The organism is Micromonospora sp. D75, assembly GCF_018070405.1.
GTDB classification, from domain to species: Bacteria; Actinomycetota; Actinomycetes; order Mycobacteriales; family Micromonosporaceae; genus Micromonospora; species Micromonospora chalcea.
The window spans coordinates 1-11,529 of the sequence record NZ_JAGPXV010000127.1 but is presented as its reverse complement, the minus strand read 5'-3'; the positions used below and the strand labels follow the sequence as shown (position 1 = coordinate 11,529).

8 protein-coding genes are annotated in these 11,529 nt (G+C 74.1%); 1 reads left to right on the top strand and 7 read right to left on the bottom strand.

From position 1 onward, the window contains the following. Positions 1–112: 112 nt before the first annotated feature. From KBX39_RS10755 to KBX39_RS10735, 5 genes are read right to left on the bottom strand one after another with little or no spacing between them, the layout of a single operon-like run. Positions 113–850, bottom strand: coding sequence for an FAD:protein FMN transferase (locus tag KBX39_RS10755; protein ID WP_210870297.1), 738 nt, complete (start codon positions 848–850; stop codon positions 113–115). Positions 851–885: 35 nt separating this feature from the next. Further along, positions 886–1,482: an FMN-binding protein gene (locus tag KBX39_RS10750; protein WP_209962785.1), complete on the bottom strand. Its 597-nt coding sequence runs from the start codon at positions 1,480–1,482 to the stop codon at positions 886–888. Between the two features lie 13 nt (positions 1,483–1,495). Then, entirely contained in the window at positions 1,496–2,911 is a 1,416-nt protein-coding gene (locus KBX39_RS10745; protein WP_210870295.1) for a ferric reductase-like transmembrane domain-containing protein, read from the bottom strand. Continuing rightward, positions 2,908–4,281 (bottom strand): DUF1501 domain-containing protein, encoded by a 1,374-nt coding sequence (locus KBX39_RS10740; protein WP_223201459.1) that lies wholly within the window; start codon positions 4,279–4,281, stop codon positions 2,908–2,910. Before KBX39_RS10740 ends, KBX39_RS10745 begins: the two co-directional genes overlap by 4 nt. 14 nt (positions 4,282–4,295) lie before the next feature. Next, positions 4,296–6,362 carry a DUF1800 domain-containing protein gene (locus KBX39_RS10735; protein ID WP_210870293.1) on the bottom strand — a complete coding sequence of 689 codons (2,067 nt, stop codon included), beginning with the start codon at positions 6,360–6,362 and terminating at the stop codon, positions 4,296–4,298. 446 nt (positions 6,363–6,808) lie between these two features. Between KBX39_RS10735 and KBX39_RS10730 the strand changes: the two genes are divergently transcribed. Beyond that, positions 6,809–7,066, top strand: coding sequence for a DUF3040 domain-containing protein (locus tag KBX39_RS10730; protein WP_043329246.1), 258 nt, complete (start codon positions 6,809–6,811; stop codon positions 7,064–7,066). Between the two features lie 51 nt (positions 7,067–7,117). Here the strand turns inward: KBX39_RS10730 and KBX39_RS10725 are convergent, their stop codons facing one another. Together KBX39_RS10725 and KBX39_RS10720 are read right to left on the bottom strand one after the other, a co-directional pair. Further along, positions 7,118–8,062, bottom strand: coding sequence for an SWIM zinc finger family protein (locus KBX39_RS10725; RefSeq protein ID WP_210870291.1), 945 nt, complete (start codon positions 8,060–8,062; stop codon positions 7,118–7,120). Next, entirely contained in the window at positions 8,059–11,400 is a 3,342-nt protein-coding gene (locus KBX39_RS10720; protein WP_210870289.1) for a DEAD/DEAH box helicase, read from the bottom strand. Before KBX39_RS10720 ends, KBX39_RS10725 begins: the two co-directional genes overlap by 4 nt. Positions 11,401–11,529: the final 129 nt, after the last annotated feature.

Below are 11,529 nucleotides of genomic sequence, written 5' to 3'. Positions count from 1 at the left end.
CCCCTCCGCTGACCCCCCTCACCCCTCACCCCTCACCCCTCACCCCCGCCGATGCCGTTGATCAAGGAGTTTGTGTCCTCCAGCGCGGGCTAAACGGACACAAACTCCTTGATCACCGCGCTGGGGTGGGGATGGTGGGGAGGGTGCGGGAGTGGTGTTGGTGGGCTTCGTCCGTGACCACGGCGTGCTGCCAGGGGGACGGTAGGCGGTCGAGCCAGGCTAGGCCCTGGGGGCCCATGGCCACCGCGGCTGTCGCGTACGCGTCCGCCACACCCAGGTCCGGGCCGGCCACCGTCACCGAGCGCAAGCCCTTCGCCGGTACGCCCCGGCGCGGGTCCAGCACGTGGTGCCCGCGCTCGTACACGCCGGAGGTGGCGACCGCCAGGTCGGTGCCGGTCAGCACCAGACAGGTCGCTGCCGCGTCGAAGGGATGCCGCACACCGATCCGCCACGGCTGTCCGGCCGCGTCGTGGCCGCGTACCCGCACGTCGCCGCCCGCGTTCACGCAGTGGTTCGGCGAGCCGGCGGCGACCAGCCGGTCCGAGGCGACCTGCGCCGCCCAGCCCTTGACGTAGCCGGACGGGTCGAGCCGCCCGGTCGCGTACACGTCGAAGAACCCGTCGGTGGCGGTCCACAGGTCGGCGCAGGCCGCCAGCACGGCGCGCAGGTCGGCGGAGGCGTCGGCGGGCCGCAGCTCGCCCCGGTCGATCCGGCACACCTCGCTGTCGTCCCGGTACGTGCTGAACCGCGCGTCCACCTCGCGCAGCCAGCCGAACGTGTCCTCGGCCAGCTCGTGCAGGGTCCCCGGGGGCAGGTCGTCGGCCAGGTCCAGGCTGATCGCCGTACCCATGACGTGCTCGACCCGGCGCAGGCCGGAACGAACCGTCACGCCTTGTCCAGCGCGGCCTGCAACGACTGCTTGTACGCGGTGCTGGTGTACGTGGCCCCGGAGACGGTGCTCAGGTTGGCGCTCTGCCGGGCCACCACCTCACCGGACGTGCCGCTGTAGCGGGCCTGCACGTCGTCGCTGCGCTGCCCGGACTGCCCGCCCAGCGGCAGTCCGATCGCCGTGGCGTCGACGATCCGGCTGCCGCTGAGCGTGATCCGCACCTGCAGTGAGCCGTACTCGTAGGTGACCGACGGCCCGGTCACCGTGCGGGTGGTGACCTTCGGCGCGCTGGTGGTGGTCCGCGGCGCGGCGGGTGCGGTGCTGGTACGGGTGCCGCCCCGGCTGGCCGGGCTGCGGTCGGCGGACGCCTTCGGGGTGGGCTTCGCCGAGGCGCGCGACGACGGCGTGGCGCTGCCGGACGCGGCGGCGGTGGGCGACGGCGGCTCGGGCGCGGCCGAGCCGCCCGGGGCGACCGGAGCCAGCGCCACCGGCGCGTCCGGCAGGGTCTGCCCACTGCCCGGCGCGCCCTTGAGCACCACGAGCGCGGTGGTGCCGGCGGCCAGTCCGGTGATCGCGAGGAGCGCGCGACGCATGGTGGTGCCTTTCCTACAGCTCGAACGCGGTCAGGTGGATCTGGCGGCGGGGCACGCCGGCCGCGCGCAGCGCGGCGACCGCCTCGTCGACCAGGCCGCCCGGGCCGCACAGGTAGACGTCGCGCCGGGTCAGGTCGGGCACCAGGCGGCGCAGCCCCTCCGGGTTCATCACCTGGCGGGGGCCGGGGTCGTCACGGCGGCCGACGACGTACCAGACGGAGGTCTGCCGGGCCTGCGCGAGCCAGTCCAGCTCCTGGTGCAGCAGCACGTCGGCCGGGGTGCTCGCGCGGTAGATCAGCGCCGCGCCGGGCGGCAGCTCCTCCAGCATGGCCCGCAGCGGGGCGATGCCGCTGCCGCCGGCGATGAGCAGCGTCCGCTCCCGGGTGCGGTGCGCGGCCGTGAACGTGCCGGAGGGACCCTGCGCCCAGACCCGGGTGCCCGGCGTCAGGTCGCGCAGCTCGGCGGTGTACCCGCCGACGACCTTCACCGTGATCCGCAGCCACCTGTCGTTGCCGGCGGCGGAGACGGAGAACGGGTGCGACTGCCACCAGCAGCCGGGGTTGAGGAACCTCCAGCGGAAGAACTGCCCGCCGAGCAGGTCGATCTGGTTGAGCCGCTGCCCGGTCAGGTATACCGACACGGTGTCCTGGCTCTCCGCCACGACGTCGGCGACGCGCAGCCGGTGCCGCAGGTTGAACGCCAGCGGCGCGAGCACCCGGCCCCACACCAGCGCGGCCACCACCAGCACGTATCCGGCGATCCAGCCGGTACGCACCAGGCCCGGCTGGTGCAGCTGCGCGCCGTTGCTGAACTGGTGCGCGTAGCCGAGCAGCAGCGTGAGGTAGCTGGCCGCGTGCAGCAGGTGCCACAGCTCGTACGGCAGGCGGCGGCGCACCGCGCGTACCGCGGTGACCGCGACGGTGACCAGCACGCCGGCCGCGGCGAACGCGGTGATCATGTCCTCGTAGTCGGTCAGCAGCACGCCGACCTCGCCGAGCACCGAGTTGCGCTCCTGCCGGGAGTAGCCGACCACCAGCAGCGACATGTGCGTGAGCACCGCCACCAGCAGCGTCGCGCCGAGGTCCCGGTGCAGCCGGGAGATCCGCTCGCCGCCGAGCGCGCGTTCCAGCACGCCCATCCGGCTCATCATCAGCACCTGGACCAGCAGCAGGTAGCCGGCGATCAGGCCGGTGATCCGGCCGCCCGCGGTGAGCAGGTCGGCGGTGTCGGTGAGCGACCCGGCCGGGGTGTCCAGCCACCACGGCACCACTGCGGCGACCAGCCCGAGCCAGAAGAGCGCGGCGAGCGTCCGCCGGGCGCCGGGTCCGCGGCGCGGACGAGCCGGGGGTACGGGAGCAGCCGGACGGCCGCCGTACGGGGCGGAGTGCCCGGTACGACGGCCGGCGGCGCGGGTTTCCTGGTACGTCACGCGTAGATCTTGACCGGGGTGAACTTCTGCCGGGGGAAGATCTTGTCCACCTCGGCGTTTGTCAGGCCGAAGCGGCCCTGCGCGACCGATCCGTAGACGTTGAACATGTTGTTGTACTCCGGCACGTCGCCGCTGTCCAACTTGTCCAGCCCGTTCCAGGTGCCCAGCAGCGAGCTGGCCAGTTTGCGGCCGGACAGCACGGTGACCACGCCGCCGTGGCCGTGGTCGGTGCCGCCGCCGTTCGAGGCGACCCGGCGGCCGAACTCGCTGGACACCATGATCGTCACGTCCGCTGCCTGGTCGCCCAGGTCGGTGAAGAACGCGGCCATCGCGGCGGCCAGCTCGTTGAGCCGCCGCCAGAGCTGGCCGCCCTCGCGGGTGCCCTGGTTCTCGTGGGTGTCGTAGCCGCCCATGCCGACGGTGGCCACCCGTACGTTCGCGCCGCCCTTGATGAGCTGGGCGAGCTGCTTGAACGAGTTGCCGACGCCCCGGTACTCGACGCCCTCGGCGGCGGCATACGGCTTCGCGGCGAGCTTCTGGGCGGTGGCGAGCGCGCCCATGCCCTCGATGACCGCCTCCTCCACCGGGTGGTTGATGCCGGTGAACAGGCCGCGGATCGCCTTCTCGGTGGCCGCGCGGAACTTGTCGTCGCCGTTGAGCCGCAGGTCGCCGACGCTGTTGAGGGAGATCGCGCCGTTCACGCCGACGAGCGAGCGCGGCAGCGTGCTGCCGATGCCGACGCTGCGGAACGCGGTGCCCTTGCCGAGCGCGTCGACCAGGCTGTCCAGCCAGCCCCGGCCGCCGGTCTCACCGGGCAGGCCGCCCAGGTTGCAGGCGTCGGCGGCCTGGAAGTGGCTGCGGGACAGCCGCGGGTCGGACGCGGCCGGCACGAAGCCGAGCTGACCGGCCTTGAGCCACTTCTCCAGCGGCGCGAACGCGCTGGTCAGCTTGAAGCCGCGGGCCAGCGCCAGCGAGTCCTCGCCGAGCAGCAGGTCCGGGCGGGCCTTGGTGAGCACCGGGTCGCTCGCCGGGGCGACCAGGCTCAGCCCGTCCAGCCCGCCGTAGAGGAAGACGTGGATCAGCGTGCCGGTCTTGGTCGCGGCGAACGACGCCGACGTGGTGACGAACTGGGCCGTCGCCAGCGCGGTCGCGGTGGCCGCGGCGCCCGCGACGAAGGTACGGCGGGTGACGCCCCGGCCGTCCTGCTGCGCCTCCTCGATCTCCTCCAGCCGGCGGTACCGGTCGGCCTCGGCCGCGCTCTCGGCCGCGACGATGTCCGCCTCCGCGCGCAGCAGCGCCTCGGCCGGGTTGTCGGCCAGCCGCCGCAGGTCGGGGCATTCGGGGTGCAGGGGGTACGGGTTCACGGTCATCTCCATCGAATGCCTCACCGGAGGTGGTGCTGGGGGGACGCGAGGATCGTCCGCGCGACAGCGGCGATGGCCCCGTTGAAGGTGGCGTCGACCTTGGCGCTCTCGGCGACCCCGGCCACGGCGAGCACGAGCTTCTTCTCCTTGGCGCTGAGCTTCTGGTGCACCAGCCGCTGGGCCAGCGCGTCCACGTACGCCCCGGCGGTGGCCGGCGGCTTCGCCACCAGCTTCTCCGGCTTGGCGAAGGTGAACTGCTTGCGGTAGCCCGCGATCAGGTCGCCCGCCTCGTTCCAGCCGTCGATCATCGTGCCGGCCGAGGTCCAGGCCAGGTAGACGTCGGCGTAGCCGTCCGGGGTGGGCTTGCCCATCGGGTACTGGCCGAGTTCGCGCATCTTGTCCTGGATCTGCCGCAGGCCCTGCGCGAACGGGGTCCGCCGATTGTCGCCGGAGTAGCCGGGGGCCGCGTCCGGCGAGACGCCGAGCGCCCGGTACGTGGCGACCAGGTACTCCATCGGGCGGCGTACCTTCTGGCCGACCGCGGCCCAGAACTCCGAGGAGCTGAACAGCGTCGCCAGCACCGGGCGGATCTGCCCCTTGTTCGTGGTGTACGCCTTGGCGAGCCGGTCCACCACGGACTTCGGCGGGGTGTCGGAGACGAACCGGGTGGCGAGGTTCTGCGCCACGTACCGGGCGGTCGACGGGTGCGTCGCGATGTAACGGATGTACGAGTCGATGACCTTGTCGGCGGCCACCGGATCGTCGGAGTTGTTGGCGTGGCTGAACCCGAGGATCTTCACCTTGCCGAGGTAGTGCCGCTCGGCGAAGAACTTGTACTTGCCGTCGGCGACACCGCGTCCGGTCTGCAGCAGCGCGGCCTGGCGTACGTCCTTCTCGGTGTAGCCACCGTCGACGCCGACGGAGTACAGCTCCAGGTTCTCCCGGGCCAGGTTCTCGTTGACCGCGTCCTTGCGCGAGTCGACCTGGTTCAGGTAGAGCAGCAGCGCCGGGTGCTTGTTCGCGGCGACGAGCATCTCCGGGTAGCTGCCGAGCGCGTGCTTGCGGATGACGTCCCGGTCGAACGCGTTGCGGTAGTTCTCCCCGCCGTCGAAGTCGGCGGCGACGTGCAGGAAGTCGTTCCAGAAGTCGACCATCACCTCGAACAGCTGCCGGTCCGACCAGATCTGCCGGGCGATGGTGGCGTCCACCGTCTCCCGGGCCGGGTCGACGCCCTTCTCGTTGAGCTGCTCGCGCTGGTCGCGCAGCTGCGTCGGGCTGAGCTTGAGTGACTGCAGCTCGGCCAGCTTCAGCTCCGCCTTCGTCGGGGCGATCTTCTCCGGTTCGAGCTGCTGGCGCAGCCAGTCGTCGATGCCGAGCCGCTTGATGTCGGCGAGCATCTTCGGGGTCGCGCCGAACGTGGTGCGGGTGGCGAGGTGCCGGATCGGATCCTTGGCGAGCACCGTCTTCACAGTCACCTTGGTCGCCTCGGCAGCGGCGGCCGGGCTGCCGTAGAGCCGGCCGCCGGTGGGCGCGTTGCGCTTGAGCGCCTCGCCCGCCCGGGAGCCCATGTAGCTCTCGTTCTGCTCGGTGTAGGTCCGCACGGTGCTGGGCTGCTGGCCGCTCGGCCGCGCCGCGTTGCCGTCGGTGGTGACGGTGCCGGTGGCGTCACCGGCCGCTGCGTCACCGGTGAACAGTCCGCGTACCTGCGGAGACAGCGCGAAGGCGGCGCCACCGGCGACCACCGCGGCCCCACCGAGGGTGGCCAGCGCGCGGCGGCGACCCCGGTTCGGCGGCTCGTCGCCGTCGTCGTCCAGCGTGGGCAGTCCCGGGCCGGGCGGCGGGCCGTACCCGCCGGCGGGCTGGGCGTAGCCGCCCTGCTGGGGGAAGCCGCCCTGCGGCGGGTAGCCACCGGCGGCGGGGGCGAAGCCGTCCGGTCCGACCCACTGCGGGCCCGGCGCGGCGGCGGGGTGAGCGCCGGCGTACGGCGCGTCGTGCGGGTCGCGGTACCCGTCCGGATGGGGGTGCTGGTATCCGTCCCAGCCGCGGTCGTCCCGGGGTCGACGCGGTGGCACGTTCAGGTCGGCCATGTACCTATCCCGTTTTCTTCGAGTGCCGGCACGCCTGCCACCCGGGGGGTCGGGTGGCGCAGGGGCGGCGACGGTTGCCGGAGAAGTTGCCTACGGGAAAGTAGCCAGGCCGTCCCGGCCGCTCAAGGCACGCCGGACGCGCCCGTGAGCGCACTTAAGACGGTGCTCAGGCCCGCCGCGGAGGACCCGGCGGGGCGGCGAGTGCGCGGCGACCTCCGGAGCAGGGCCGATCCGGTCACGCACCGCCCGAACGCGAGGTTTCGCAGCCCGGCGAGGCCGCCGGGGGCGTTCACCGCCTCACCGAAACTTAAGGTACGGATAAGCCTGCGCTGAGAACCTCGTTCCGCCTGTCCGGTCCGGCGAAACAGCAGCAGCGGCGGCGCGTGACCGCCCTCCGATCCGGGTATGCCGCCGAACCGCTGAAGCCGTGAGGGGAAGGCACCGCCATGCTCAGCCAAGAGGATCAGCGCAGGTTCGAACAGATCACCCGCCGTCTGCGGGAGAGCGACCCTCGGTTCTTCGCCCGGTTGGACAGCCGGATAAAGGGACGCCGGGGCCGGTACATGATGCTGCTGACGATCGTGCTGTGGGCCTCGCTACCGGCGATGACAGTACTGGTCGGACGGCTGGCCGGGGCGATCTGCGCGGTGGTGCTGGTCGCCAACGCCGCCGTGATGTGGCGTTTCCGCCGCCGATTGCTGTAGGCGTAAGGAAGGGCCCCTTCTTAACGCCTCCGGTAGAGGAAGGGCCCCTTCTTAACGCGCGCCTTCGGCGCGACCGAACTCCGTGGGCGACGCGCCCTCGGTGCTGCCGAACTCCCGGTACGCCCGGCGCAGCCGCTCGGCCAGGCCAGGCCCGCCGATCGCGGCACCGGGCGACCCGAGCTGGCGCAGCAGCAGCTCCGGGCCGGTGGCGAGCGTGGGCGGCCGGTCCGGCAGCGCCACCGGCGCCAGCCAGAACCGGTCCAGCTCCTCGTCCGGCTCGACCGCCGGCAGCCCGGCCAGGGCCCGCGCCGCGCCGACCACCGGCACACCCGTCGTCGCCGCCGGGTCCGGCCCGGCGCCCGGGACCGATGCCGCGCCCGCGCCGAGCACACCGCCGTCCGCCACGGCGCCGCGCAGCGTACGCAGCCGGTCGAGCAATTCGGCGCGGGACCGGCCACGCCAGTGCAGCAGGTGGAACGGGTCGGCGTCGAACGCCTCGGCGAGCAGGTAGAACGTGGCCGCCAGGTGTTTGCACGGCACCGCGAAGTCGGGGCAGCCGCAGCTCTGGTCCAGCTCGTCGATCTCGGCCGGGAACAGCGGCGCGCCCGCCTCGGCGAACAGCTCCTCCAGTTCGGCCGGCAGGTCACCGGCGAGCAGCCGGGCGCTGAAGAACGCCTGCCCGGCCAGCTCCGACTCCAGCCGCCGCCACACCTTCTCCGGGTACGCGGCCAGCCCGATCCGCACCGGGTAGGGGCGCGGCCGGGAGCCCTGCACCTCGGCGGTGACCTTGCCGGGCGACACGTCCAGCCGGAGCACCTGCCCCCGGCGCGCGTACGCCCGGCCGCGGGTGAGCCGGGAGCCGAGCGCGAACGACTCCAGCACCTCCACGAAGCGCCGGGACCACCAGGACTGCCCGATCGCGCCCCTGGTGCTGCGCGCCCGCAGGCCACCCTCGACCCGCAGCGGCGGCCGGTAGTCGTCAAAGCGGGGGCTCACTCGACCACCGCCCCGGACTCCAACGTGAACAGGTCCCGCAGCGTGTCGGTGGACAGCTCGGTGATCCACTGCTCGCCGCTGCCCACCACGGACCGGGCCAGGCTGCGCTTGTCCGCGATCATCGCGGCCACCTTCTCCTCGACGGTGCCGGCGCAGACGAACTTGCGTACCTGCACGCGGCGGCGCTGTCCGATGCGGAACGCCCGGTCGGTGGCCTGGTCCTCGACGGCCGGGTTCCACCACCGGTCCACGTGCACCACGTGGTTGGCGGCGGTCAGCGTGAGACCGGTGCCGCCGGCCTTGAGCGACAGCACGAACAGCGGCGGCCCCTGCGGCGCCTGGAAGCGGGTCACCATGGCGTCCCGGTCGGCCTTGCCGACGCCGCCGTGCAGCAGCAGCACCTCCCGACCGGTACGCGCCGACAGGTGCCCGCGCAGCATGCCGCCGAACTCGGCGTACTGGGTGAACAGCAGCGCCTTCTCCTCCGCGGCGAGCACCTCGTCGACGATCTCGTCGAGGCGTTCCAGCTTGCCGGAGCGGCCGTCCAGCGCGGAGCCGTCGTGCAGCAGCTGGGCGGGGTGGTTGCAGACCTGCTTGAGCCGGGTCATGGTGGCCAGCACCAGCCCGCGTCGTTCGATGCCGTCGCTGGACTCGATCTTCGCCATCATGTCGTCCACCACGGCCTGGTAGAGGGCTGCCTGCTCGGCGGTGAGGTTGCAGACCACCTCCATCTCCAGCTTCTCCGGCAGGTCAGTGATGATCGTCGGGTCGGTCTTGAGGCGGCGCAGCACGAACGGGCCGGTGATCCGGCGCAGCCGCTCGGCGACCTCGGCGTCGCCGTGCCGCTCGATCGGTTCGGCGAAGCGCTTGCGGAACGTCGCGGCCGGGCCGAGCAGCCCCGGATTCGCGAACTGCATGATCGACCAGAGGTCGGCGAGCCGGTTCTCCACCGGCGTACCGGTGACCGCGACCCGGTGCCGCGCGGGCAGTGACCGGACCGCCTCGGCCTGCCGGGTGGCGGCGTTCTTGATCGCCTGCGCCTCGTCCACCACCACCCGGTGCCAGTCGACGCCGGCCAGCTCGAACGCGTCCCGGGCGGCCACCGAGTACGTGGTGAGCACCAGGTCCGCCTCGCCCACCGCGGTGGCGAAGCCCTCGCCCCGGGCGCGCTCGGCGCCGTGGTGCACGTGTACGCGCAGGCCGGGCGCGAACTTCGCCGCCTCCCGCTGCCAGTTGCCGACGAGCGACATCGGGCAGACCAGCAGCGTGGGCCCGGCCTCCGGCGGGTCACCGGCGAGCAGCGCGAGCAGTTGGACGGTCTTGCCCAGCCCCATGTCGTCGGCGAGGATGCCGCCGAGCCCGAGCGACTGGAGGAACGCCAGCCAGGCCAGCCCGCGCCGCTGGTACGGCCGCAGCGTCCCGGTGAAACCCGGCGGCGGGTCGGCCGGGGTGAGCCGCCGTTCCGCCTCACCGGCGAGCAGTTCGCCGAGCGCGCCGTCGGCGACCACGTCCAGCACCGGCAGCTCACCGGCACTGTCGTCACCGGACAGTCCCATCCGCAGCAGGTCGGCCACCGTCAGCTCGCCGGAGGAGCGCAGCAGCTTCAGCCCGGCCTCCAGCCGCGGCGGGTCCAGCTCGACCCACCGGCCGCGCAGCCGGACCAGCGGCGACTTCAGGTCGGCCAGCGACGCCAGTTCCTCGGCGGTCAGCGGCTGGTCGCCGAGCGCCAGCTCCCAGCGGTAGTCGACGAGCGCGTCCAGCCCCAGCTTCCCGGCGCTTGTGGCCACCGCTCCCGGCGCGCTCCGGCTGCGCGCCCGCAGCCGCGCGCCGAGCCGCGACGAGGAACGCCGCCACCACGACGGCAGCAGCACCCCGAACCCGGCCGCGTGCAGCACCGGCGCGCCCTCACGCAGGAACCGGTGCGCGCCGTCGGCGTCCAGTTCCATGCCGTCCGGCGCGGCGGTCCGCACCGCGGCGTCCACCTCGGGCCACAGCCGGCTGGCCCGGCCCAGCTCGGCCAGGAGCGTCTCCTGCGGCTCCACGCCCCGGGCGGCCAGCGCCGGCGCGGGCCGCTGCCAGATGTGTGCGGCGTCCACCACGAGCCCCGGCTCGTCGGCCGGGTGCAGGCCGAACTCGACCCGCCAGACGGCGTCCTCGACCAGCTCGGCGACCGGGTCGACGTCCGGCTCGACCAGGCGGAACGTGGCCCGTACCGCGCCGCCCGCGGCGTCGCGCTGCCAGGCGTCCAGTACGTCGCGCAGCGTCGCCAGCGCGTCCGGCTCGGCGGGGAACGCCCGCTCCGGGCCGGTCAGCGCGGCCAGCCAGCGCGGCACCGCGCCGACCGGGCGCATTCCCCGGTGCAGCCGGGTGTCGGCCAGCGCCACCCGGGCGGCGGCGTCGACCAGCGCGTCCAGCGCCTCGGCGACCAGCTCACCGGCTCCGATGTCGCCGGATCGCCCGGCCCACGCGCCGCCCGTCGGTTCGCCCGCCCGGCTGCTGTCCCGGACGGACCCGCTCGGCGAGCGCCCGCCCGGCATGGGCTCGGCGGCGTCCGTCCGCACATCCGCCGACGCCGGGGCGGCGGCCCCGCCAGGGCCTTCGCCCGCACCGACCGACGCCGCTGCCGGGCCCCACGGCTCGGGCCGCCATTCCCGGGCGGCGCGGGCCGCCGGTGGCAACGCCGTCGCCAGGTCGCGCGCCCAGCCCGCGTCGGTGCCGGTGAGCAGCGGCCGCCAGAGCGCCCACCCGGTCGCCACGTCGTCCGCCCCGACGGCCCGCAACCGCCGCCCGGCCCTCGCGCCGGAGGCCGCCGGTGACCGCCGCGCCGAGGCACGCCGGCCGGTCGCGGCCGGCCCGCCGTCGGGTCCACCACCACCGGGGTACGCGTCGAGCGCGACCGGCAGCAGCCGGCCGCGTGCGACCAGGTCGGTGGCGAAGTCGGCCAGCTCGCACAGGTGACGCAGGCTCGCCCCGACCGGGCCCGGCGCCGGCGCGCGCAGCAGCTCGTACGCGGCGTCCGGGGCGTACCCCAGGGCCGGGACCCGCCATCCGGCGCGGGTGACCGGGCCGCGGACCGGTTCCCCGACGGTGGCCCGGATCAGTTCCGGCGAGTCCACCGGCGAGCCGGCGCGGGTCGGCAGGTCCAGCAGGACGGAGATCGGCTCGCCCGGCATGCCGTCGAGCGCGGCGGCGAGCGTGGCGTGGTCGGCGGCGAACGGGTGCGGGCGCTCGCGCGGGACGCGGCCGGGCCGGCGGGGCGCGCGCGCCGGGCGCGTGCTGTCCTCGGCCCACAGGGCGAGCCCGCTACCGGGCAGCCACAGCCCGTGGATGACCAGCACTGCTCCCCCTCGCCGACGCCGGGGCCGGAAGACGGCGCCCGGGGAGTCAGGATAGGCCGCCGGGCGTCGCTATCGTCGGCGCCATGGTCGACCTTCTCGTGCTCGGCGGTCTCGGTGTGGACGTCCGCG

What these genes read in the sequence shown, in the direction of transcription:
- KBX39_RS10755 (WP_210870297.1), bottom strand. Translation starts at nt 850, where the DNA reads ATGGGTACGGCGATCAGCCTGGACCTGGCCGACGACCTGCCCCCGGGG.
- KBX39_RS10750 (WP_209962785.1), bottom strand. Translation starts at nt 1,482, where the DNA reads ATGCGTCGCGCGCTCCTCGCGATCACCGGACTGGCCGCCGGCACCACC.
- KBX39_RS10740 (WP_223201459.1), bottom strand. Translation starts at nt 4,281, where the DNA reads ATGACCGTGAACCCGTACCCCCTGCACCCCGAATGCCCCGACCTGCGG.
- KBX39_RS10735 (WP_210870293.1), bottom strand. Translation starts at nt 6,362, where the DNA reads ATGGCCGACCTGAACGTGCCACCGCGTCGACCCCGGGACGACCGCGGC.
- KBX39_RS10730 (WP_043329246.1), top strand. Translation starts at nt 6,809, where the DNA reads ATGCTCAGCCAAGAGGATCAGCGCAGGTTCGAACAGATCACCCGCCGT.